The 24,853-nt window shown below is 67.0% G+C and carries 13 protein-coding genes; 6 read left to right on the top strand and 7 right to left on the bottom strand.

Annotation, left to right across the window (positions count from 1 at the left end; all coding sequences use genetic code 11):
- Window positions 1-59: 59 nt before the first annotated feature.
- Window positions 60-2,840 carry a protein kinase domain-containing protein gene (locus G513_RS25180; protein ID WP_022978319.1) on the bottom strand — a complete coding sequence of 927 codons (2,781 nt, stop codon included), beginning with the start codon at window positions 2,838-2,840 and terminating at the stop codon, window positions 60-62.
- A 248-nt stretch (window positions 2,841-3,088) separates the two neighbouring features.
- On the opposite strand from G513_RS25180, the gene G513_RS25185 reads away from it, so the two are divergent.
- The gene (locus G513_RS25185) at window positions 3,089-6,337 is read left to right on the top strand and encodes a S8 family serine peptidase (protein ID WP_022978320.1); all 3,249 of its coding nucleotides are present in this window, start codon (window positions 3,089-3,091) and stop codon (window positions 6,335-6,337) included.
- 340 nt (window positions 6,338-6,677) lie between these two features.
- Window positions 6,678-10,079 (top strand): choice-of-anchor D domain-containing protein, encoded by a 3,402-nt coding sequence (locus G513_RS23990; RefSeq protein ID WP_084711620.1) that lies wholly within the window; start codon window positions 6,678-6,680, stop codon window positions 10,077-10,079.
- Between the two features lie 168 nt (window positions 10,080-10,247).
- Here G513_RS23990 and G513_RS0118325 read toward each other — a convergent pair whose 3' ends face one another.
- Window positions 10,248-13,001: a protein kinase domain-containing protein gene (locus G513_RS0118325; RefSeq protein WP_022978322.1), complete on the bottom strand. Its 2,754-nt coding sequence runs from the start codon at window positions 12,999-13,001 to the stop codon at window positions 10,248-10,250.
- A 182-nt stretch (window positions 13,002-13,183) separates the two neighbouring features.
- Here G513_RS0118325 and G513_RS25190 point away from each other — a divergent pair, with 182 nt between their 5' ends.
- Window positions 13,184-16,840 carry a beta strand repeat-containing protein gene (locus G513_RS25190; RefSeq protein ID WP_156891797.1) on the top strand — a complete coding sequence of 1,219 codons (3,657 nt, stop codon included), beginning with the start codon at window positions 13,184-13,186 and terminating at the stop codon, window positions 16,838-16,840.
- 362 nt (window positions 16,841-17,202) lie between these two features.
- Here the strand turns inward: G513_RS25190 and G513_RS0118335 are convergent, their stop codons facing one another.
- The 5 genes from G513_RS0118335 to gatC form a co-directional block, all read right to left on the bottom strand.
- The gene (locus tag G513_RS0118335; RefSeq protein WP_022978324.1) at window positions 17,203-17,670 is read right to left on the bottom strand and encodes an SET domain-containing protein-lysine N-methyltransferase; all 468 of its coding nucleotides are present in this window, start codon (window positions 17,668-17,670) and stop codon (window positions 17,203-17,205) included.
- A complete protein-coding gene (hslO, locus tag G513_RS0118340; protein ID WP_022978325.1) occupies window positions 17,670-18,548 on the bottom strand; it encodes an Hsp33 family molecular chaperone HslO in 879 nt (292 codons plus the stop codon). Before hslO ends, G513_RS0118335 begins: the two co-directional genes overlap by 1 nt.
- A 1-nt stretch (window position 18,549) precedes the next feature.
- Window positions 18,550-19,998: an Asp-tRNA(Asn)/Glu-tRNA(Gln) amidotransferase subunit GatB gene (gene gatB / locus G513_RS0118345; RefSeq protein WP_022978326.1), complete on the bottom strand. Its 1,449-nt coding sequence runs from the start codon at window positions 19,996-19,998 to the stop codon at window positions 18,550-18,552.
- Entirely contained in the window at window positions 19,995-21,455 is a 1,461-nt protein-coding gene (gatA, locus tag G513_RS0118350; RefSeq protein ID WP_022978327.1) for an Asp-tRNA(Asn)/Glu-tRNA(Gln) amidotransferase subunit GatA, read from the bottom strand. The genes gatB and gatA overlap by 4 nt, the downstream gene beginning before the upstream one ends.
- 105 nt (window positions 21,456-21,560) lie before the next feature.
- Complete coding sequence (gatC, locus tag G513_RS0118355; RefSeq protein WP_022978328.1) at window positions 21,561-21,848, bottom strand: Asp-tRNA(Asn)/Glu-tRNA(Gln) amidotransferase subunit GatC; 288 nt, start codon at window positions 21,846-21,848, stop codon at window positions 21,561-21,563.
- Window positions 21,849-22,181: 333 nt separating this feature from the next.
- Here gatC and G513_RS0118360 point away from each other — a divergent pair, with 333 nt between their 5' ends.
- From G513_RS0118360 to mreD, 3 genes are all read left to right on the top strand, one after another.
- Window positions 22,182-23,219, top strand: coding sequence for a rod shape-determining protein (locus G513_RS0118360; protein ID WP_022978329.1), 1,038 nt, complete (start codon window positions 22,182-22,184; stop codon window positions 23,217-23,219).
- A 255-nt stretch (window positions 23,220-23,474) separates the two neighbouring features.
- Window positions 23,475-24,365, top strand: coding sequence for a rod shape-determining protein MreC (gene mreC / locus G513_RS24485; protein WP_022978330.1), 891 nt, complete (start codon window positions 23,475-23,477; stop codon window positions 24,363-24,365).
- Entirely contained in the window at window positions 24,362-24,853 is a 492-nt protein-coding gene (mreD, locus tag G513_RS24005) for a rod shape-determining protein MreD (RefSeq protein ID WP_022978331.1), read from the top strand. Before mreC ends, mreD begins: the two co-directional genes overlap by 4 nt.

Raw genomic sequence — 24,853 nt, forward strand, 5'->3', positions numbered from 1 at the left:
GACTTCCGGCCCCGACACAGGGGCCGGACGAGGCACCGACAAGCGCGTTCGCTTGCCGCTCAGCCCGCCTTGCCCAGGCGCGTTTCGCGTTCGTTGACCCGGCGCATGCAGCGGCCTTCCGGTCCCTGCAGGTCGGTGCACAGCTGGCGTGCGCGGGCTAGCGCCGTTCGGGCGAGATCGAACTTCTGCTCGGCGAACGCGATGTCGACTTCCGTGGTCTGCGCCAGAAACCGGTGCTCGTTCGATACCGGGTTGGTCGCGTCGCCGATGCCTGCACGCACCTCGGCCAGCAGCGTCCGCGCCTCGGCGATGTGGCCGGCGCGTGCCAGCGGCTCGATGCGGCTGATCCGCAGCAGGCGCACGTCCGGGTTGCCGCCGCCCAGGAGCTGCGTCGCCCGGTCGATGATCTCGCCGAGCAGGCGCGACGCATCTTCGTAGCGCCCGGCGCCGGCATAGGCGTAGCCGAGGGCCGCGCGGAACTGCAGCAGGTCCAGGGTCATCGCGCCCTTGAGGGAAGCGAACAGCGGCTCGTTCTCTTCGAGGATCGCCACCGCCTCGGCGTGGCGCCCCTGCCGTTCGCGCAGCACGCTGATCGCCTGCCGCACGGCAATCAGATCCTTGGAGCGATCGCCGGTCAGTCCCGCATAGATCGCCTTGGCCTGCAGCAGCTCGCGCTCTCCCTCGTCGTAGCGCTGCTGCTGGGCCAGCACGGTGCCGAGCAGATTGCGCATCGCCGCCTCGGAACGGCGGGTCGGCGGCGGATGCGCGGCGAGGTCTGCCAGGGCGTCGCGCAGGCTCTGCTCCGCTTCGCCCAGCCGGTTGCCCTGCGGACCGAAGGTCAGCATCCAGGCGAGGAACCAGCGGTAGTTCGCGCGCCGGCCGACATCCGGCTCGAAGTGGACAGCGTCACGAACCACCGTCTCTTCGAGTGCCAGACCGCGCTGGGCATCGCCGAAATCGAATTCGAGATTGGCTTCGACATTGCGCAGCATCAGCTGGCCCTGATCGCCGGTGGGCAGCTGGGTCTTTGCCAGCGTCGCCAGCGTCTTCCACGGGCCGATGTGCTCGCCGGAAATCGCCGGCAGCACCTGATCGGAAGCTCGCAGCAGCAGCACCGCCACTCTCACCGCCCTTGGCGGGTCGATCGGCAGCAGATCCTCGACCAGCTTCAGCGCCCGCTGCTGGGTGTCGTGCAGACCGGCGGTGATCCCGGTATCGGAAAACGCCGTGATCAATGACGAGTACACCTCGGCGGCGGCTTCCGGCTGGGCCGCGAGCCGGGTCGCCACCTGATTGCTGGCCTGGGTGAAGACCTTGCCGAGATCGACCTCGTGCACCGATCCCTCACCGGCACTGAAGCTGCTGAGCAGATCGCGATTCAGGAAATCGCTGACTGCCAGCGCGGTATCGGCGGCCCGCTCGGCACGGAGCCTTGCTGCGCGCGAGTCGATGTACAGCCACAGGCTGGTGCCGAGGCCGAACAGCAGCACCGTCACCGTCGCCCGCAGCCAGAAGCGCCGCGCCTTCAGCCGCTGGTTTTCCACGCGCTGCTCTTCGGCGACAACCCGGCGTACCTCGTCGTCCTGCCACTGCGTACGACGGGCATCGAGGCTGCGCAGGCGATGCGCGAATTCGGTGGCATCGGCCAGGCGCAGCGCCGGATTGCCGGCCGCGGCCTGGGCGATGTCGGCGCGCAGCACCGGATCGTCGATATCGGCTTCCCAGCCGACCGCCATCGGCCGGGCGAAATCGCCGACCGCGCATTGATAGAGCATGACGCCGAGCGCGTGGATATCCGCCCGCGCGGTCGCCAGCTGGCCGGCGAGCAGTTCCGGCGCGCGATAGGCCAGGGTGCCGCCGTCGCTGCTGCTGATCAGTGACTGGGTCAGGCCGACGCGGGTGATCGCGTAACGATCGAGCGCCGCCGGTTCGACCAGGCCACCGCTGCCGAGATCGGCCAGGCGCACCTGCGGCGCTGCCGGATCGCTGTCGTCGATCAGCAGGTTTGCCGGCTTCAGATCCCGATGCAGTACGCCGACACTGTGCGCGGCGGCCAGCGCTTCGGCGGCCTGGGCGAGCAGTTCCAGACGCACGGCCAGCGGCACCGCCGCCAGCCCGCCGCGGGCGGCGGCCCAGTCGATGAAGCTGCCGCCGCCGATGTGTTCGGATTCGGTGAAGAACGGCTCGGTTTCCAGATTCCAGTCGATCAGCCGCACGCAGCGCGCCGCCGGCCCGACCGCCTCGCGCAGCAGCCGGTACAAGGTGATCTCGCGCTTCAGCGCCAGCAGGCCGCTGGCATCGACGGCGAACTTCAGCACCCGGCGTTCGCCACTCTTCGGCTGCTCGGCAAGCCAAACCTCGCCCTGCCCGCCGCTGGCCAGGTGTTCGCGCAGCTGCCATAGCGGCCGCTCGGGAACGGCCATGCCGGGATGAAGGTTGAAGCGGGGCGGCAGGGTCCGTTCGCGGTCCACCTCCGGGCGCTCGATCCGCACGTCGGCGACCAGCCGGTAGCCGTAACCGTGGATGGTGCGGATCAGCGTCTGCTCGCTGTCGCCGAGTTCCTGACGCACCCGGCTGACGGCCTTGGCCAGCGAGGCCTCGGTCGCGATCCGGCCCGGCCAGACCGCTTCGAGCAGTTCATCGCGGGTCACCACTTCGCCGGCGTGGCGCAGCAAATGGCGGAGCAACTCGGTCGGCTTGCGCTCCAGCTCGGCCAGACGGCCGGCAACACGCAGCTCCTGGCTGCGCTCGTCGAACACCGCCGTGGCGAAGTGCCAGATGCGGAAATCGGGACTGCCGGCCGGTTCCGGCGTGGCTGCGGAGTGGGTCGGCTCGGTCATCGCGCAGCTTGGAAACGGGAATTGGGCAGGCCAGAAACAGCCGGGCCGAAAGCTTGCCGGATCGCCGTGCGGCCGTCACGTCCGGGATCGCCCGCCCGCGGAATTCGTGACCGGCTGCGCAGCGGACGACGGTAAGCCGCCGATTTCAGGAATCTTTCAGGAATTCTTCAGGCTTTCCCGCCCCTGCCGCGACACCGTGCAGCCGGCCCGTCAGGAACGGGCACGTCCGTCATCCGGAGACCAGCAGCATGATCAAGCATCACAACCATCGGTCCGGCCGTTCGGCCAGGGTCGCGTTCATTCCCCGCCTCGGCCGCTGGCTGATCGGAGCCGCCATCGCCACGCTCAGCGTCACCGCGGGGGCGGTGATCGACGGGCCGGTAGGCGACGCCGGCAAGTCCGCGCTCGAACAGCGCGGTTACCGGCTGATCGGCGACCGGGGCGAACTGATCCTGCCGGACAGCCTGCGCAATCTGCGCGGCACCGAGCCGGACCTGAAGGGCACCGCCATCGTCCAGCCGTCGGGTGCACGGCCCGATGCCTGGCCGCTGAGCGCCGCCCAGCTGGCCACCGACAAGCTGCTCGCCGCCACCGATTTCCGCAGCCGCGCACCGGATGCCGCCGCGCTGTCGCAGCTGCAGGCGAGCGCCCGGCGCGATGGCAAGGTGCCGGTGATCATCACGCTGAAAATGCTGCTGACGCCGGAAGGCATGCTCGGCGCAGCGCTGGCGCAGCGCCAGCAGGGCGAGATCGCCGCGCTGCAGGCGCGGGTGCTCGATGCATTGCGGGCCCACAAGATCGAGATCCGCCAGCAGTATCGCGTGGTGCCGATGCTGGCCTTCGATGCCTCGCCGGCGGTGCTCGACCTGCTGGCCCGGCTGCCGGAAGTCGCAGTGATCCAGGAAGACCTGCTGTCCAGCCCGGCGCTGGCCGATTCGGTGCCGCTGATCGGCGCTGCCGACATCCAGGATCTCGGCATCAAGGGCGGCAATGGCGACTACTCCGGCGTCGTCGCGGTGCTCGATACCGGCATCGATCGCGCCCATACGTTCCTGCGTGGCTTCGTCGCCGAGGCCTGCTTCTCCAGCAAGAGCAATTGCCCGAACGGGCAGACCACGCAGACCGGTGACGGCGCTGCCAGCAAGTGCACCTACTCCAGCGGCCCCTACGCCGACGCCTGCGATCACGGCACTCATGTGTCGGGCATCGCCATCGGCGCCGCGCGGCTCGGTTCGACCGCGATGGATGGCGTCGCACCGGACACCCGGCTGATGCCGATCCAGGTGTTCTCGCGTTACCCGGTGACCGGTGGTGCCGACGCGCGTTCGTACTCCAGCGACCAGATCGCGGCGCTGCAGTACGTCTACGACCAGCGCAACAACTACCGCATCGCGGCGGCCAACATGAGCCTCGGCAGCGGCTACTCGACCGAGCCCTGCGACAACAACAGCCTGAAGCCGATCATCGACACGCTGCGTTCGGTCAACATCGCCACGGTGATTTCGGCCGGCAACGATGGCAACACCGACGGCCTGTCGATGCCGGGCTGCATCTCCACCGCGATCAGCGTTGCCGCCACCAACAAGGACGACACCATCGCCTTCTACTCGAACCGCTCGAAGGACGTGAAGCTGTTCGCGCCGGGTTCCAACATCGTCTCGTCCTGCCCGGGCCTGGTGTACTGCGCGAAGTCCGGCACCTCGATGGCGGCGCCGCATGTCGCCGGTGCCTTTTCGCTGTTGCGGGATGCCAAGCCCGGCAACACCGTCAGCCAGAATCTGGCGGCCTTGCAGAAAACCGGACCGGTGATCGGCACTGTCGCCTTGCCATCCGGTGGCTTGCGGCTCTACCAGCGCATCTTCCTGCCGCCGGCGGCCGGGCTCGATGTGGTGCGGCTGGAATCCGGCGTGCCGCGCAATCGCCGCGAGCCGTCGCCGAATCGTCATGCCTATGAGTACGTGAGCACGCGGCGCTACTGGTCGGCCGTCGCTGCGCGGCCGGTCGCGGTGGCCACCAATCTCGGCCTGAAGCTGTACGAGGATCAGGGCACCGTTGTCGGTGGCAGCACGGTGACGCCGCTGGCCAGCAGCAGCACGGCGGCCGGCGATATCCAGATCATCGCCCAGGATCACAACAACAGCCGGCGGCCGATCGGCACCGACAGAGTCGAAGCCAACCTGCTCGGCGGCCTCGCCAGCCGCTATGTCATCGAGTACGCGAAGAACGACAACGGCGTGCTCGGCAACAGCGTCTTCGCGCTGTTCCCGGCCGATTCGGTGGTGCAGATCCATGACCTGCAGGTGCAGGCCGGACAGCGGCAGTACGTCCGCGTGCAGGCCTCGGGCGATGAAGACTACGAGCTGCTCGCATTCACTTCGACGAGCGATGCCTCGACCTGGCAGCGCGGCCGCCAGTCCGCCACCGCAGTCAGCAGCGTCTCCGGCGCGGGTGGCGATGAAGCGCTGAGCTTCACGGCCGATGTCGATGGCTACGCCGGCATCGTCCTGACCCGGAAATCCGGCAGCGGCAACTTCTACACGATCTACCGCGACGTCAGCGCGCCAGTCGGCAGCTTGACGATCAACAACGATGCCGCGAGCACCGACAGCCGGGACGTGACCTTGAACCTGAACGCCAGCGACGCCGAGACCGGCATCGAAAGCTTCCGGGTCGCTGCCGATGGCGTGAACTTCGGTGCCTGGCAGCCCTACACCACGTCCAGCGTCAGCACGCCGCTGACGCTCCCGGTCAGCAGTGGTGTAGCGACCGTTGCCGTGCAGTACCGCAATCGCGCCTTCCAGCCGTCACCGATCTACGTCGACAGCATCACCGTCAATGCCCCGCTGTCGATCTCGATCGACAACGTGCGGATCACCGAAGGCAACAGCGGCGCCACGGTGGCGCTGTTCACGGTCAGCCTGGACCGGGTGGCGAGCAGCGAGGTGTCGATCGACTACGCAACCGCCAACGGTACCGCCACCGTGGCCGATGGCGATTACCTCGCCGCCAGCGGCACATTGACGATCGCCGCCGGCCGCAGCACGCGCACCTTTGGCGTGACCATCAACGGCGACACCCGCAGCGAGCCGGACGAAACCTTCTTCGTCAATCTGAGCAAGCCACGCGGCGGCGTGCTCGGCAAGGCGCAGGGCGTTGCCACCATCGTCAACGATGACAGCGCCGCCGGCTCACCTGGCATCAGCGTGCAGACGCGCAGCTTCAACTTCGGCAGCGTCAGGGTCGGGCAATCGAGCGTGCAGCGTTCGCTGGTCATCACCAGTACCGGCACGGCGCCGCTGGCGATCACCTCGATCCGTCTGAGCGGCGACTACACCGGCAGCAGCAACTGCCCGAAATCGCTGGCGCCCGGCGCCACCTGCGCCCTGACCGGCAGCTTCAAGCCGACTGCGGTCGGCCCTCGCCCCGGCTCGGTGACGATCCTCTCGAATGCGCCGGACAGCCCGACGGTGATCCAGTTGTCCGGTACCGGCATCTGATTTCGCCGGGCAGCAATGCTTCGGTGAGGTTTTCGGACAACCGACGGAAATAGTCGGAAATCCGTCAGGACTTCATTGCCGGCCCGCGGGATGCTCCGCCGGCCGGCAATGCAGTTCACCGGCCAACGGGATCGATCCAATAGTGTGAACAGGCCCCATGCGCGACCAATCGGCCCGCAGCGCATTAGGATCGGACCATCTGTCGAAGGAATTCGCTTGCTGGCGGGGAATGGGACCCCGTCCGGCCAGCGTTGCAATCACTGCATCCGAAAAGTTCTGAACCTTGCATGCCAAGCGTGCTTGACCGCCGCGCGGCAACAATTGATACGGGGAGTCACTCATGACACAACAGAAAGATCGGGCCGGGCCTGCGCCCCGCCTGCTGGGCGCAACATTGCTGGCGGCCGGGCTGCTGTCCGGCGCGGCACAGGCGCAACAGGCGCCGATGACGATGCAGGCCAGCGCGCAGTCGCAGATCGCGGTGCTGCAGCAGATCAAGAGCGCGAAATCGCTGATCGAGGACAAGCTCGATTCCGCGCTGTTCATGGCCACGCTCAAGCAGCGCGGTGATGCGCGACTGTCGCAGCTGCCGGAATACCAGTATCTGAAGGCCGGCACCGATGGCCGCATCAGTGTCGACATCGGCATCACCGATCGCGAGGACGCGGCCGTGGTGCTGAACAAGCTGTCGGACATCGGCGCCGTGCTGGTGTCGCCGAAGTCCACCGCCATCGAATACAAGACCGTCCGCGCCAAGCTCCGGCTCAGTGATCTGATGACCGTGGCCGGGCTGAAGCAGGTCACGCGGGTGCAGCAAGCGGTGGAAGCGCTGACCAACGTGGTCAATGTTTCGGAAGGCGACAAGGCGCACGCGGCCGATCAGGCGCGCGGCTCGTTCGGCGCCACCGGTGCCGGCGTCAAGGTCTGTGCGCTGTCCGATGGCGTCAACTCGCTGGCGGCCTCGCAGGCCAGTGGCGATCTGCCGGCAGTCGCAGTGCTACCCGGCCAGGCCGGCAGCGGCGACGAAGGCACGGCGATGCTGGAAATCATCCATGACCTCGCGCCGAGCGCGACGCTCGGCTTTGCCACGGCGTTCAACAGCGAAGCGAGCTTCGCCCAGAACATCCGAGATCTCGGCAACCCGGCCAAGGGTGCCTGCAACATCATCGTCGACGACGTGCTGTATTTCGACGAAAACGTCTTCCAGGACGGCGTCGTTGCCCAGGCCGTCAACGATGTCACCGCGAACGGCGTGCTGTATTTCTCGTCGGCCGGCAACTCCGGCAACAAGACCGACAACACGTCCGGCACCTGGGAAGGCGATTTCCTGGCCAGCACGCTGGCCAATCCGACGCCGCTGGCCAGCGTTGGCCCGCTGCACAATTTCGGCGATGGCGGCCAGTCGCTGCAGGTCACAGGCGCCTCGACCTCCGGCGCCCTCATCATCTGGGCCGAAAACTACGATCTGACCGGCGGCACGGCATCCACCGATTACGACCTGTATCTGCTGAACAGCACGATGACCAGCGTCGTTCAATCGAGCACCGATCGCCAGAACGGCGCCGGCGGCAACGACCGCGCCTATGAGCGGGTGAGCCCGATCAGCGCCGGCCAGCGTCTGGTCGTCAATCGCTTCGCGGCCGGCAACACCAGCAGCCCGCCGATGTTCCATCTCAGCACCCTGCGCGGCACCGTGACTCAAGCTCTGTCGACCTCCGGCGTGACCCGCGGTCACAGCGCCACCGCCAACGGTTACGGCGTCGCCGCGACACCCGCCGGCCCGATCCGCTTCGACAACGTGCCGCCGGTCGGCCCGTTCCCGAACGCGTTCACCGCCAGCAACGCCTCGGAAAGCTTCAGCTCCGATGGTCCGCGCCGCATCATCCTCGGCCCGACCGGCACGGAACTGACGCCGGGCAATCGCACCGCCACCGGCGGTGTTGTCCGCCAGCAACCGGTGATCACCGCAGCCGACGGCGTCTCCACCTCGGCACCCGGCTTCAACCCGTTCTTCGGCACCTCGGCCGCCGCTCCGCATGCCGCGGCGATTGCCGCCCTGCTGAAGTCCGGCGTGCCGTCGCTGACGCCGGTGCAGGTCCGCAACTTCCTGACCAGCACGGCGATCGACATCGAAGCCCCGGGTGTCGATCGCACCACCGGCTACGGCATCGTCATGCCGCTACCCGCGCTGCAAGCCGCCGGTGCCACGCCGCAGCCGTTCCTGTCGGCTGGCACGGCGGTCTATACCCAGATCGTCGGTGACGGCGACAACGTCATCGAGCCGAACGAAACCTGGTCGATCAGCCTGCCGCTGACCAACATCGGCGCCGCATCCGCGGCGTCGATCAACAGCACGCTGAGCAGCAGCACGACCGGCGTAACCATCCTCAGCGCCAATTCGACGTATCCGAATCTGGCGCCCTCGGCCTCGGCCGGCAATGCCACGGCCTACCGGTTCCGCGTCGAGTCCGCGTTCCCCTGCGGCAGCCCGATCAACTTCTCGCAGAACCTGACGTATGTCGGCGCCAACAGCCCGCAGACGGTCGCCTTCGCCAGCGGCACCGGCGGGCTGGGCAGCCCCTCGACGTTCACTTACGCCGGCTCACCGGTGGCGATTCCCGACAATGGCGCGGCGATCAATGTGCCGCTGTCGGTATCGGGCATTGCAGGCGCGATCGGCGACGTCAATCTGAAGATCAATGGCACCAGCTGCAGCGCTGACATTGGCTCGACGACGGTCGGCATCGACCACACCTATGTCGCCGATCTGGCGATCAGCCTGGTGTCGCCGGATGGCACCGTGGTGCCGGTGGTCAGCAATGCCGGCGGCAGCGGCAACAACTTCTGCCAGACCGCACTCGATGACCAGAGCGCCGGCCCGAGCATCCAGACCGTGGCCGCGGCGCAGGCGCCATTCACCGGCAGCTTCAAGCCGTCCGGTCCGCTGTCGAGCTTCGCTGGCCGTACTGCCAATGGCAGCTGGCAGCTGCGGGCACAGGACTCGGGACCTGCCGATACCGGCAGCGTCCGTGCGTTCTCGCTGAGCGTCACGCCGGTGGTCTGCAATGCGCCGCCCGTTGGCGGCACGCCGGTGGTGTCGATCAACGACGTGAGCGTGACCGAAGGCAATAGCGGCACGGTGAACGCGACGTTCACACTGTCATTGTCGGCCGCATCAACAGCCTCGACCACGGTGCGCTTCGCGACCGCCGCCGGTACGGCCACCGAAGGCGTCGATTACGTGCGCCGCTCCGGCACTATCACGTTCTCGCCGGGCCAGACCAGCCGCACGACAAGCATCGTGGTCAACGGCGACACCACGTTCGAGCCGAACGAGACGTTCTTCGTCAACCTGACGACGCCGGTGGGTCTGACCATCGGCGACGCCCAGGGTGTAGGCACCATCGTCAATGACGACGCCTCACCGAACGCACCGGCGATCAGCACCAATGTCAGCAGCTTCAACTTCGGCAATGTGGCAGTCGGCGCAACCAGCCCGGACCGCGGCTTGATCATCACCAGCAGCGGTACTGCACCGCTGTCGATCTTGTCGATCCGGCTGACCGGTAGCGAGTTCACCGGCACCAGCAACTGCCCGAGCAGTCTCGCCCCGGGCGCAAGCTGCACGCTCACCGGGCGCTTCAAACCCACCGTGACGGGCCCACGCCAAGGCAGCGTCACCATCACCACCAATGCACCGACCAGCCCGACGGTCGTGCAGCTGAGCGGTACCGGCGTCTGAGAAAACGGCCGTGCAGCCGAGCAGCGATCGCTCGGCTGCATGGCTTGAACCGGGCAGGTAAGCGTTCGCAGCACCCAGGCTCGCCGAGAAATCGGCGGGCCTTTTTCATGCCCGGTCACCTTCACCGTGTCGAGAGCAAATGGCACGGCGACCTCCGGATAGGCCCGGCTACAGGCCAGCGATCGCTTCGCGCGCCTTGCGGGTGTTGTCGTTGTCCGGGCCGAGGGTGCGGCTGAAGATCGCCAGGCTTTCGTCGAGCAGCTGCCGGGCTTCGGCCTTGCGGCCATGTGCGGCCATCAGGCCGCCAGCCTTCAGGGTGAACCACCCGATGTCCCATTCGTCGTGCTGGTACTGCTTGCGGGCACCGGCCAGGGCCGCGTCGGACAGTGCTTCCGCTTCAGATCGGCGGCCGGCGGCGTCGGCGATCAGCGCCAGATTCATCGTGTGCACCAGGGTGTCCGGATGCCCCGGGCCGACGCTGCGCTGGTCGATCGCCAGTGCTTCGCGCGCTAGCGGCAGCGCTTCCGGCGCGCGCTTCAGATGCAGCAGGGTCATGGCGACGTTGTTCAGGCTGCGGGTCAGTTTCGGCGTGTCGGACGGCGCACCGTTCTGGCGCTGGAAATCGAGATAGAGCTGGAACAGCGGCAGCGCCTCGGCATTGCGGCCGGACGCGAAGTAGGCGTACGCCAGCCCATTGGCGGCGGTCACGCTGTACTGGGTCTCGCGCCCGCCGCTGATCGCGAGCGCCGCCTCGCGGGCGGCGCGCTGCTCGGGAATCGCGTCGTCCAGCCGTCCGGCCATGTTCAGAACGGTGCCGAGGCTGCGATGCCGCGACAGGCTCAGGATGTGCTGCTCGCCGTGCAACCGCACGGTCCTCGCGAGTACCGCCCGAGCCAGGGTCAACGCTTCGTCGAAGCGTTGGGCGTCGGCGAGATAGAACGCCAAGGTGTCCTCGGTCTGCACCGTCAGTTCGTGATCCGGCCCCAGCCGCTGGCGCATTTCATCGACGATCTTCAGCTCCGGTTCCAGACAGGCGTCCTGGCCACCGCGCAGCCCGCAGTCGACGGCGATCAGCGCCTGCCGAGCGGTCAGTTCGGTGGCCGCATCGAGGCGGCCGGCGGCGCGGCCGATATCGAGCACGGCCTGGGCCAGCGTGCGCTCAGGTTCCAGGGCGTTGGCGTTCTCGTAGGCGTTGAGCAGGACCAGCCGAGTCGCCTGGGTTTCGGCGGCGGCATCGCCGAGCAGCCGGCGGCGCTGCTCGACGGCCGATTCCAGCAGCGGAATCGCATGCTGCGGATCGTCGAAACCGTTGTAGGCCTGGCCGATGGCGTCGGCGATCGCGGCGGCCGGGAGCGAATCGGCGGGAAAGCTGCGCTTGAGCTCCTCGGCTGCCGGGCCGATCAGCTCGCGCAGGCGGACGTCGGGATCGGCACTGATCAGCGGATTGGCCGCCGACAGCAGATTGCGGGTCAGGAAATCGGTGACCGTCTGCGCCGCCTGCGCCTGCGCCTCGGCGCGGCGGCTTTCGCCTTCGGCACGGAAATACAGCGCGGTGCTCGCTGCGAAGCCGAGCAGCAAGGTCGCCGCCAGGGCCCGCAGCAGGCCGCGCCGCGCCTGGGCGCGGGCGAGTCGCCGTTCGAGGTCGCGGGAATGGGCTTGCACTTCAAGTTCGCGAGCCCGTTCAAGCCGGCGCAGATCGAGGCTGCGCAGGCGCAAAGCCAGTTGCGCGGCCTCGCCGAGGCGGGTTTCGGGATTGCCAGCGGCGGCAGCGGCGATGTCTTCCCTGAGCAGTTCGTCGGCGACATTCGCCTCCCAGCCCGGCGCCAGCGGCCGGCGGAAATCGCCGACCACCATCTGGTACAGCATCACGCCGAGCGCATAGACATCGGCGCGCGTCGACGGCGGCTGGCCGGCCAGCAGTTCCGGGGCCAGGTACAGCGGCGTGCCGCTGGCGCTGCCATCGATGACCACGGTCTGGGTGAAGCCCATGCGGGTGATGCCGAGCGCGTCGAGCTGCTGCGCATCGAGCACCCGGCCGCTGCCGAAATCGCTGAGCCGCACATGCGGCAAGCCCTCGCCGTCGAGCCGGATCAGCACATTGCCGGGCTTCAGGTCCTTGTGCAGCACGCCAGCGCTGTGGATCGCCGCCAGCGCATCGGCGATCTCCGCAACCAGACGGATGCGGGTGGCCGGCGACAGCTCGGCCAGCCCGCCCTTCGCCTCCGTCCATTGCTGGAGGCTGCCTTCGGAGCTGTACTCAAGCTCGATGAAATGCGGCGCGGCATCGAGTTGCCAGTCGAGGATGCGGGCAATGTCGTCGCGCGCGCCGAGGGTGTCGTTAAGCAGCCGGAACAGCGTGATCTCGCGCTTCAAGGCGGTGGTCGCGGCGCCTTCGGCCGCGAACTTGAACACCCGCTGCTCGTGGGTCTTGGCGTGCTCGCCGAGCCAGACCTCGCCGAAGCCGCCACCGCCAAGCCGCTGGCGGAACTGCCAGTGCGGGCGCGACGGAATCGCATCGCCGGCCGCAAAGCCGAAGCCGTTTGCGGCCGATGGCGTGCTCACCTCGCCGCGGCCGGTCACCTGGCTGCTGACCTCGGCAGCCAGGCGATAACCATAGCCGTAGACCGTTCGGATCAGCAGTTGCTCGCTGTCGCCGATCGCCTGGCGCAGGCGGCCGACGCACTTGGTCAACGATGCCTCGGTGACGATCCGGCCCGGCCACAGTGCATCAAGGATCTCGTCCTTGGTAACCACGTCGCCGGCATGGGCGAGCAGCAGGCGCAGCAGTTCCTGCGGCCGGTATTCGAGCGGCACGACGACGCCGTCGACCGTCAGGGTCAGGCTGGCTTCGTCGAACTGCACGCGCCCGAAGCGCCACAGGATCGGGTTGCCGGGAGCGGGCTTGTCGAGCGACTGGGTCATTGCCGGGCGTCTCCATGATGCCGGCCGACAAACACAAGGCCTTGATGTGATTCGAGTTCCCGAGAATTCCGAACAATTCCGAATTTGGTCAGGATTGCCGGCCCCGCAATTTCCATCATTCGCCCCGATCGCTGCAAGCCGGCGATGAAAGACCTCGCGGCAGAACTCCTGGGAGAGCGGACATGAAACGAATGGCAGGCGACGAATACCGGGCAGCGGCGCTCCGGCCTAGACGGGAGGCCCGGCACCGGCTGGCGACGATGGTCGGCTGGCTGATGCTGGCCGCTGCGGTGTTCGCCGCGGTGCCGGCCCAGGCGGCCGCCCGCGTCGTCTACTCGCTCGGTCTGCATTCCAATGATGCCCGCCAGGGCGGAAGCTTCTATGGCTCCGGCAACAGTTCGAACAGCAATGGCGCGGTCCGCGGGCCGGATGGCAGCGTCTACGTCGCGACCAGCGGCCAGCTCAACGACGGCACCGTGCTCGCCCGCTATGCCGCCGATGGCAGCTACACCGCGCTGCACTGGTTCAACGGCGGCCGGGCGCTGGACCTCGCCGGCACCACGATCAACGATCTTTCCGGGGCCCGCGGCACGCCGATCATTGCCAGCGACGGCGCGTTGTACGGCGTCGCCGCGGCCGGCGGCGCCAATGGCAACGGCGGCGTCTATCGCGTGATCCTGTCCGGTGCCGATGCCGGCCAGTATCGGATCGTCTACAGCTTCAGCTGCGATACCGGCTGCGGCCCGTCCGGCAGCCTGGTCGAGAATGCCGATGGCCTGTTCTACGGCACCACCCGCACCGGGCGCGGCAGCAACGATGTCGGCAGCGTCTACAGCCTGAGCAAGACCGGCACTCACGTGCTGCTGCACGGCTTTTCCAGCGCCAACCCGGCTGGCGGCAACGATCCGCAGTCGTCACTGACGCTCGGCGCCGATGGCGCCTACTACGGCAGCACCGTGTTCGGCGGCACCGGCGGCGGCGATGGCTGCAATGCCTGCGGCACGGTGTTCCGGATCACCACCGGCGGCGTCTTCACCACGCTGCACAGCATGACGGCCGGCGAAGGCAATCGGCCGATCGGCCGGCTGGCGCTCGGGGCCGACGGCAATCTCTACGGCACCAACGCCGCCGGCGGCGGCACCTCGACGTCCGGCAGCGTCTACAACGGCAGCGCCTTCCGGATCACTCCGGCCGGCACCTTCACCGTGCTGTTCCGCTTCATCGCCGACACCAGCATCGACGCCGCCAACACCGGCATCTATCCGGCCTCGGGCCTGATCACCGGCCCGGACGGCAACTTCTACGGCACCACCGAAAGCGCGGTGGCGACCAATGCCGTGCCGGGCTGCGCCGGTGCCGTGATCAATCTGACTTCGCTCGGCCCGGCCGGCACCGTCTACCGGCTGACGCCGGCCGGCGCGCTGACCACGCTGTCCTGCTTCACCTACGACAGCGCCGGCCGCTATGCCGACGGCACTGGCCCGGATGCGGCCTTGACGCTCGGGGCCGATGGCGCTTTCTACGGCACCACGATCAGCGCAGGCCTGGTGCCGGCGGGCACCACGCCGACCAATCCGTCGGCGCCGTCGCAGGGCAGCGGCACCGTGTTCCGCGTCACCAGCAGCGGCAGCATTCGCCGCATCGCCACCTTCTCGGCACCGCCGAGCGAAGGCCGCACGGTCAGCGGCGCCTTGCTGCAGGCGGCGGATGGCACGTTCTACGGCGTCACCGCCTCGGGCACGCCGAAAGGCTACGGCGGCTCGATCTTCCGGCTGACCGCCAGCGGCACGCTGAGCACGCTGTACCAGTTCAGCGGCGGCGGCCAGCCCGAATCGGGCTTGAGCCTCGGTCCGGACGGCGCGTACTACGGCGTGGCGGAACTGGGTGGCGCGAATGGCCTGGGCTCGGTGTTCCGGATCACCGCGGCCGGCGAGTTCTCCACCGTCTACAGCTTCACCGGCGGCGGAAACGGGCTGCGTCCGAAAACCGCACTGACCCTGGGCAGCGACGGCTTGTTCTACGGCACTACCAGCGAGGGCGGCAGCGGCTCCGGAAGCGGCACGATCTTCCGGGTCTCCCCGACCGGCAGCTACACGCCGTTGCACAGCTTCGATCTGGCCACCAGCGGCAACCAGCCGCTGGGCAAGCTGCTGCTGGCCAGCGACGGCAATTTCTACGGCACCACCACCAGTTTCGGCGCCAACAGTTTCGGCACGCTGTACCGGCTGACCCCGGCCGGCGTGGTCACCGTGCTGCATGCCTTCCGGGGCGATACGACTGAGGGCGGCGGCCCGGCAGCCGGCGTCATCCAGGGTGCGGACGGTGCGCTGTACGGCACCACGGCCGGCGGCGGTTCCAACGCCGGTGGCACGGTGTATCGCGTGACGCTGGATGGCGCGTATTCGACGCTGTACAACTTCCGCAGCGGCGCGCCGGGCGAAAACCCGCGCAGTCCGCTGCTGCTCGGCCGCGACGGAAACTTCTACGGCACCGCGTCGAACATCAGCTTCGGTGACAGCCGCGGCGTCGTCTACCGGCTGACGCCGCAAGGCCAGTACGCGGTCGTCTACCAATCTGCCAGCCTTGCCAACGAAGACGGCCTGGAGGACGAGCCGATCCAGGCCGCCGACGGTGATCTCTATGTGCCGACCCGCAGCGACGGCAGCTTCAACTTCGGCAGCGTGATCGCGATCAGCGGGCCAGCCGACCGCATCGGCGGCTTGACGGCGGCTGCCGGCACCGGCAGCGCCACGTTGAACTGGCCGGTCGCCCCGCGTGCCGTGACTTACAACGTCTACCAGGCGACCACCTCGGGAGCCCAGGGCAACACGCCGATCGCGACTGGCATCACCGCCGCCGGCCTGACCGGCAGCTATACCGTCACCGGCTTGACCGCCGGCACGTCCTATTACTTCACGATCATCGCGGTCAACGCGCTCGGCGAAACACAGTTCTCCAATGAAGCCAGCGCGACACCGACCGCCGCCGCCCCCACCGTCACGATCGCGGCGAACCCGGCGAGCCTGGTGCTCGGGGCCGCATCGACCCTGAGCTGGTCATCGGCCGATGCCACCGCCTGCACCGCCAGCGGCAGCTGGACCGGCGCACGCGCCACCAGCGGCACAGCCAGCGTCACCCCGTCCGCCACGGGTACTGCGAGCTACACGCTGAGCTGCACCGGTGCCGGCGGCAGTGCCGACGCAACGGCCACGGTCACCGTCAGCGCCCCCGCCCCCACCGTGACGATCAGCGCCGCGCCGACCACGATCATGCTCGGCGACACCTCGACGATCAGCTGGACCACCACCAACGCCACGAACTGCACGGCCAGCGGGGCCTGGAGCGACGCAAGGGCGACCACGGGCAATCAGCTGGTGGCGCCGACGACGAGCGGCAGCCTCGACTACACGCTCAACTGCACCGGCGACGGCGGCACCGCGAGCGCCACGACCACGGTCGCCGTCAACGACCCTCCGTTGCTGCCGGTGCCGACGGTCACCCTGTCCGCAGCACCCGCTACGGTGACCCTGGGTAGTGCCTCGCGGCTGACCTGGTCGAGCACCGACGCGACCAGCTGCACCGCTAGCGGCGACTGGACCGGCGCGCGCGCCACCGGCGGCAACGTCGATGTCACACCGACTGCCACCGGTACCGCCCGCTACACGCTGAGCTGCACCGGCGGCGGTGGCACGGCGAACGCCACGGCCACGGTCACCGTCAACCCGGTGCCGTCGACCCCGCCGACGAAGAAAGGCGGCGGCGCATTCGGCTGGCTGTTCCTGATGTTCGGCAGCGCAGCAGCCGGCTGGCGTCATCGCCGTTCCCGGCCACGCGGCTGATCGGGTAGCGGCGTCCGGTTCTCGACCGGACGCCGCTGACTCGCCACGGAATCAGCAGAGGAGCATCAGACCATGACGCCATCCAATGTCACGGCATGCGAAGCGCCGCATCGCCGCGCAAGGGGACAAGGCCCGCCGGATCGCCGGGAGCCCCAGAGTGAGCCGCGCCACGACGGCAGTCGACCGATCCGTGTCGGCTTCGGCGCTTGTGCCAAGTCCGGATGCGGCTGCCGTCACTACGAAGGTTGGGCGGGTACCTGCGAGAACGCAGGCTGCCGACACACCATCGGCGATCACTGGTAAAAGCCGCAAGGGCAGGACCGATCAGGTCTTGCAGCGCATTGGCTTCAGACGAACCGGATTCAGCGCGCGTCGAGCAGGCCGAGCAGCGCCGTGGCGCTGTGGCGCAGGTTATCGACCCAGGGCAGGCCGATGATCTCGCGGCCGGTGATCGAATCCCTGAACGGCATCACTTCACCGCTGCCGATCACCAGCTGGTAGTCGACGGTGATTTCGGTGCCAGCCGGCAAGTCACTGCCAGCGAAGATGAAGCCGAGATGCCAGAGCGCGGTCGGCGCGAAGCTGTGGTTGACGTAGCACTCGTCCGACCATTCCGGCGTCAGCGAATACCAGTCCTCGAACCAGCGCACGCTCGACTCGGCTTCGATCGAATCGGCCGGGTACTGGCGCAGCTTCGCTTCCGGCCACACCGTGTGGATGTTGTCCGGCGCGATGATTACCCGGCCTTTCGCCACATCTTCGGCGAGGAACAGGCCCTTGCCGGCGAGCGGGATGGCGGAGGCGTCGACGCGGTACTGCGGGACGATCATCAGTGCTTAAGCTGCGACTGCTCGCTGCCTTCGGCGACGAATAGAGTCGCCGCATCGCTGCGCGAATAGACGTAATCGCGGCCGCAGAACTCGCAGATGATCTCGACCTTGCCCTGCTCGGCAACGATCTTGTCGACCTCGTCGCGACCCAGCGACAGCAGCAGCAGCGAAATGCCTTCGCGCGAGCAGCGGCAGGCGATGTTGACTGGCTGCGCTTCGTGCAGCTGCCAGTCCTCGTTGGCGAACAGGCGGCGCATCAGCGTTTCCGGCTCGGCAGTCAGCAGTTCGTTGGTGCTCAAGGTGCCGGCGAGGATAGCCAGATGCTCCCAGACTTCTTCGGTCGCCTTGGTGTGTTCCAGCGGCAGACGCTGGAGCATGAAGCCAGCGATGCGATCGCCGTCCGCGGCCAGCCGCACCAAGGTCGGCAGCTGTTCGCTCTGGGCGAAGTAGCCTTCCAGCGATTCGCTGAGACTGTCGCCGTCGATCGGCACCATCGCCTGACGGCTCGGCTGGGCGTCATCGGCCGGCTCCAGCATCAGGGCCAGCACGCCGTCGCTGAGCAGTTCGGCATAGCTGCCGTCGATCTGCGGCGCCGCCTTGGCCATCGCGCGGACGGTCAGCGGCGCGCCTTCACGCTGCACCACCTGGGCGACCAGCAACTTGATCGCCCGCTCGCCCTGGAACTGCAGATTGATCCGCCCTTCGAAACGGGTATGCGTCGCCAGCAACGGCATCGCCGCCATCGTCTGGGCAACGAGGCCGCGCACCGCCGGATCGTAGGCGCGCATGTCGAGCATCTCGGCAGCGCCGGTATCGATGACCACGAACGCGCCGTGCGCGATGTGGTTGTCGAACTTGAACGGAATCAGCAGGTTCATGTCAGCCCGCCAGGCGTTCCTTGAGCAGGCGGTTCAGCGCATCCGGATTGGCCTTGCCCTGTGTCGCCTTCATCGCCTGGCCGACGAAGAAGCCGTACAGCTTGTCCTTGCCGCCCCGGTAGTCGGCGAGCTGCTGCGGATTCTTGGCGATCACGTCGTCGATCGCGGCGATGATCGCCGACTCGTCGGTGACCTGAACCAGACCCTTGGCCTTGATGATTTCGTCGGCCGTGCCTTCGCCGGACACCATCGCCTCGAACACGTCCTTGGCGATCTTGCCGTTGATGGTCTTGTCGGCGATGCGCTTGAGCAGCGCAGCAAAGGCTTCCGCCGAGATCGGCGATTCCTCGATGCCCTTGCTCATCTTGTTCAGCGCGCCGAGCAGATCGGTGGCCACCCAGTTCGCGCACAGCTTAGGCTCAGCACCGCTTGCCGCAACCACCGCTTCGTAATACGCCGCCAGTTCGCGCGAGCTGGTCAGCGTCTTGGCGTCGTAGTCGGACAAACCGAACTCGGCGACGAAGCGCGCACGCTTGGCTTCCGGCAACTCGGGCAGAGATTTGCGGATCGCGTCGATGTAGTCCTGCGTGCAGATCACTGGCAGCAAATCCGGGTCCGGGAAATAGCGGTAGTCGTTGGCGTCTTCCTTCGAGCGCATCGCCTTGGTTTCACCGGTGTCCGGATTGAACAGACGGGTTTCCTGGCGAATGGTGCCGCCGGCCTCGATCACCTCGATCTGGCGTTCGATCTCGTACTCGATCGCTTTCTCGACATAGCGGAACGAGTTGACGTTCTTGGTCTCGGTGCGGGTACCGAACTTCGGCGCACCGATCTTGCGGACCGAGACGTTGGCATCGCAGCGGAACGAACCTTCCTGCATGTTGCCGTCGCAGATGCCGAGATAGACCACCAGCTGGTGCAGCTTCTTCAGGTAGGCAACCGCTTCCGCCGCAGTACGGATATCCGGCTCGGAAACGATCTCGATCAGCGGAGTACCGGCGCGGTTGAGATCGATGCCGGACGACTTCTGGAAGCCTTCATGCACCGACTTGCCGGCGTCTTCTTCCAGATGCGCACGAGTGATGCCGATGCGCTTGGTCGAACCGTCTTCCATCTCGATATCGAGATGGCCTTCGAACACGATCGGCAGCTCGTACTGCGAGATCTGATAGCCCTTCGGCAGATCGGGATAGAAGTAGTGCTTGCGCGCAAACACGCTGCGATCGGCGATCTTGGCGCCGACCGACAGGCCGAACGTCACCGCCTTCTTCACAGCATCAATATTCAGCACCGGCAGCATGCCCGGCATGCCGAGGTCGATCGGCGAAGCCTGGCTGTTCGGCTCCGCCCCGTAGGCGATTGCAGAACCGGAGAAAATCTTCGACTGCGTCGACAGCTGGCAGTGCACTTCTAGACCGATGACGGCTTCCCAACCGGCTGGAATGATCATGACGCGTACTCCGTCGGCCACTTCGTGTGGAAGTCGGTGGCCTGCTGGTACTGATGCGCGACGTTCAGCATGCGCGCTTCGGCGAAGAAGTTGCCCATCAACTGAAAGCCGGTCGGCAAGCCATCGACGAAACCGCAGGGCAGGCTCATCGCCGGGATGCCGGCCAGGTTGGCGGCGATCGTGTAGATGTCGTTGAGATACATCGCCACCGGGTCATCGCTGTTCTCGCCGAATTTGAAGGCGACGTCGGTCGCGGTCGGGCTCAGCACCAGGTCGATGCCATCGGCGAAGGCGCGCTTGAAGTCGTCGTAGATCAGCCGGCGGACTTTCTGGGCCTGCAGGTAGTAGGCGTCGTAGTAGCCGTGGCTCAGCACATAGGTGCCGATCATGATGCGGCGCTGCACTTCGGCGCCGAAGCCTTCGCCGCGGCTGCGCTTGTAGAGTTCTTCGAGCGACTTCGCACCGTCGGCGCGATGGCCGTAGCGCACGCCGTCGAAACGGGCGAGGTTCGAGCTGGCTTCGGCCGGGGCGACGACGTAATAGGTCGGCACGCTGAGCGGCGAATTCGGCAGCGAAATTTCCTTGAAGTTGGCGCCGAGCTGGGTCAGCGTGGCAATCGCCTGCTCGATCCGCTCGCGGACGCCGGCCGACATGCCGTCAGCGAAATACTCCTTCGGCAAGCCGATGGTCAGGCCGCGGATGCTGGTGTTCAGGCCGCTCACCAGGTCATCGACCGGGCGCTCCACACTCGTGGAATCCTTGGGATCGAAGCCGGACATCGCCTGCAGTACGTAGGCCGCATCTTCGGCCGAGCGGGCGACGACGCCAGCCTGATCGAGGCTCGATGCGAACGCGATCATGCCGTAGCGGGAGACCCGGCCGTAGGTCGGCTTGATGCCGGTCAGGTTGGTCAGCGCGGCAGGCTGGCGGATCGATCCGCCGGTGTCGGTGGCGGTGGCGACCGGCGCCAAACCGGCCGCGACGCAGGCGACCGAACCACCGGAGGAACCGCCCGGCACGCGGGTCTTGTCCCAGGGATTGCAGACCGGGCCATAGAACGAGGTTTCGTTCGACGAGCCCATCGCGAACTCGTCCATGTTCAGCTTGCCGAGCATGACCATGCCGGCGGCGTCGAGCTTCTCGACGATGGTGGCGTCGTACGGCGCGATGAAGGTATCGAGCATCTTCGAGCCGCAGGCGGTGCGCACGCCTTTCGTGCAGAAGATGTCCTTCTGGCCGATCGGGATGCCGGTCAGCAGGCCGGCGTTGCCGGCGGCGAGCACGGCATCGGCCGCATCGGCCTGCTTCAGCGCGCGCTCGGCGGTGATCGTCACGTACGAGTTCAGCGCGCCGTCATGGGCGTCGATGCGCTTGAGGAAGTGCTGGGTCAGCTCGCGGGACGAGAATTTCTTCCCGCGCAGGCCGGCAGCGAGTTCGGCGATGGAATGTTTATGCATGGGTTCTTGGTGATTCCGGGTTTCCCGGCAGGTTGAGCGACGCGACAGCATTCGCTCGAACCCGCCGACTTATTGCGACGCAGCTACACCGCGTTGCAATAAGGCTTACTCGATGACTTTCGGGACCAGATACAGGCCGTCCCGGGTTTCCGGGGCGATCGCCTGATAGTCGTCGCGGCGATCGGTTTCGCTGATCGTGTCCGGACGCAGCCGCTGCACCATGTCCAGCGGGTGCGCCATCGGCGAGACGTTGGCGGTGTCGACCGACGACAGGCGATCGACCATTTCCAGAATGTTCGATAGTTGTCGTGCGTACGGCTCAACCTGCTCGGGATTCAGCTCCAGGCGCGCCAACTGGGCGACCTGGCGGATTTGTTCGGGGCTCAGACTCATGCGGGACTCGTGCGGATGGGGAGCGCATCGGCGCTGAAGTTTTCCGCAGCGACGTTGCGGAAGAACCGGAAAACCCCAGGAAACCTCCAGCAAACTGGTAGTCGCGACGGGGGTTTCAAGGCTGGCGCGATGATAAACGATCACGGGCCGACCTCCCCGGCAAAAAATTCGCGGCTCAGCGCTGCGGCGACCGCCCGGGGCCGCAGCGCAACATGCGCGGCAGGGCTTCAGGTATATTTCTGCCCAAATCAGCGTCGGTCGCCTCTCTTTGCGACTGCCGTTTCCCGCCGGTTCAGCTAGCGCCCCCTCAAGCCCAGCCCTTCGATAATCGCGATGTTCGACGCCGTCCGCCGCCTGTTTGTCAACGACCTTTCCATCGATCTCGGCACCGCCAACACGCTGATCTATGTGCGTGACGAGGGCATCGTTCTGAACGAGCCTTCCGTCGTCGCAATCCGCCTCGATTCCCGCGGCGCGAAAAAGATCGAAGCAGTCGGCATCGATGCCAAGCGCATGCTTGGCCGCACGCCGACCAATATCTCGACCATCCGCCCGCTGCGCGATGGCGTGATCGCCGACTACACGGTGACGGAGAAGATGCTGCAGCACTTCATCCGCAAGGTGCAGAAGGGCCGCGTGATGCGCCCGATGACCCGTGTCGTGGTCTGCGTGCCCTACGGCTCGACCCAGGTCGAGCGCCGGGCGATCAAGGAATCGGTCGAGAACGCCGGTGCCCGCAAGGTCTACGTGATCGAGGAACCGATTGCCGCAGCGCTCGGCGCCGGCATCCCGATTTCCGAAGCGCGCGGCTCGATGGTCGTCGACATCGGTGGCGGCACGTCGGAAGTGGCGGTGATCTCGCTGAACGGCATCGTCTATGCCGAATCGGTACGTATCGGCGGTGACCGCTTCGACGAAGCGATCGTTTCCTACGTGCGCCGTCAATACAACATGCTGATCGGCGAAGCCACGGCCGAGCGTATCAAGCAGGAAATCGGCACCGCGTTCCCGGGCACCGAAGTGCAGGAAATCGACATCGTCGGCCGCCATCTGGCCGCCGGTGTGCCGCGCAACTTCACGATGAATTCCAACGAAATCCTCGACGCGCTTCAGGAGCCGCTGGCCGGCATCGTCAAGGCGGTCAAGCAGGCGCTGGAGCGCACGCCGCCGGAACTGGGTTCCGACGTCGCCGAGCGCGGCATCGTGCTGACTGGTGGTGGCGCGCTGCTGCGCGATCTCGACAAGCTGATCTCGGAAGAAACCGGCCTGCCGGTGATCATCGCCGACGACCCGCTGACCTGCGTGGCCCGTGGCGGCGGCATGCTGCTCGACATGCTCGATCAGAAGGGCGACATCTACCTGATCGACTGAGCCTGGCTGGACGGCACGCTGATCGGAAAGCCCCGGCCCCGTCCGGGGCTTTTTCGTCGGGGCAGCCAATCGCAGGACCGAAAGCCTCGTTTTCTGAGTAAAGACAGTGAAAAGCGGTTGTCGCCCCGGCGCTTGCACCCTATTCTTCCGCGATTCCCGCACCCGGTGCGGACGACGCCCCGCTGAACCTGCGCCCGGCCCTTGAATACCACGCTTAGCGACTCCTCGCGCAACTCACAAGCTTCGCGCGGCTCCATGCTGGGGCTGAAGGCGGCGCTGTTCGTGACGCTGTCGATCACCTTGATGGTGGCCGAGAATCGTGGCGCCAAAGTCGAACCGCTGCGCCAATGGCTGTCCTGGGCGCTGACGCCGGTGATGTGGCTGGCCGCGTCGCCGGCCAATGTCTCGAACAGCGTCGATTATTTTCATACCCGCGAAACGCTGCGCGACGAAAACCGCGAGCTGCGGGATCGCCTGCTGCAGCAGGATGCGCGGCTGCTGCGTCTGGCTTCCCTGGAAGCCGAGAACGTCCGCATCCGCGAGTTGCTGGCCTCATCCAGCGCGCTGCAGGACCGGGTGCTGATCGCCGAAATTCTCGCCACCAGCCAGGATCCGTACCGGCACCAGATCGTGCTCAACAAGGGCACCAATGACAGCGTCTATCGCGGCCAGGCCGTGCTCGATGCGTACGGGATCATGGGTCAGGTGGTGCAGGTCAATCAGGGTTCGTCGGTGGCGCTGCTGATCTCCGATCCCGATCACGGCATTCCGGTCGAGATCAACCGCACCGGCCTGCAGACGATCGCGCTCGGCCGCGGCGATGGTCACGGCTTGTCACTGCCCTATCTGCCCGGCAATGCCGATGTGAAGGTCGGCGATCTACTGGTCTCATCCGGGCTCGGTGGCCGCTTTCCGGCCGGTTATCCGGTTGGTGAAATCCACGAACTGCGCCACGCCGGCGGTGAAAGCTTCATGGAAGCGATCGCCTACCCGAAAGCCCATCTGAACCAGGGCCGCCAGGCGCTGCTGGTCTGGAGCGAGCGGGCGCTGCCGGCCTCGGCACCGGGAGAAACACCGGTGCAGGTGCCGATCGATCTTCCTGCCAAACCGCCGGCGAAGGCGCCGAAACAAGCGGTGGTGCCATGAACGGCACGCTGGTGTTCCTCGGCAGCCTGCTGCTGGCGCTGATGCTGCAGATCGTCCAGCTGCCGGAGTGGGCGGCGATCGCGCGGCCTGCCTGGCCGTTGCTGGTGATCGGCTTCTGGGCGCTGTACGCGCCGACTTCGCCGGCCATCGCTGCCGCCTGGGTGCTGGGCCTGTGCTGCGATGTGCTGCTCAATGCCGCACTCGGCCAGCACGCGCTGGGGCTGGTGGTGGTGGCGTTCCTGATCCGCCGGCTGCGCGGCACCCTGATCCTGTTTTCATCCTGGCAGGTGGCGCTGGCGCTGGCGCCGGTCTGGGCCTTGTACATCTTCCTGATGTTCTGGATCGACGGTCTGGCCCGGCACGCAGCCGACGTCAACCTGCGCTGGCTGCCGATCCTGTCGACAACCCTGGTCTGGCCGCTGTCCGCCGGCCTGCTTGATTCGATCCTCAGCCGCCGCGCGCGACGCAACCGCATGCGGCTGCCATGA

This window comes from Nevskia ramosa DSM 11499 (assembly GCF_000420645.1).
Lineage (GTDB): Bacteria > Pseudomonadota > Gammaproteobacteria > Nevskiales > Nevskiaceae > Nevskia > Nevskia ramosa.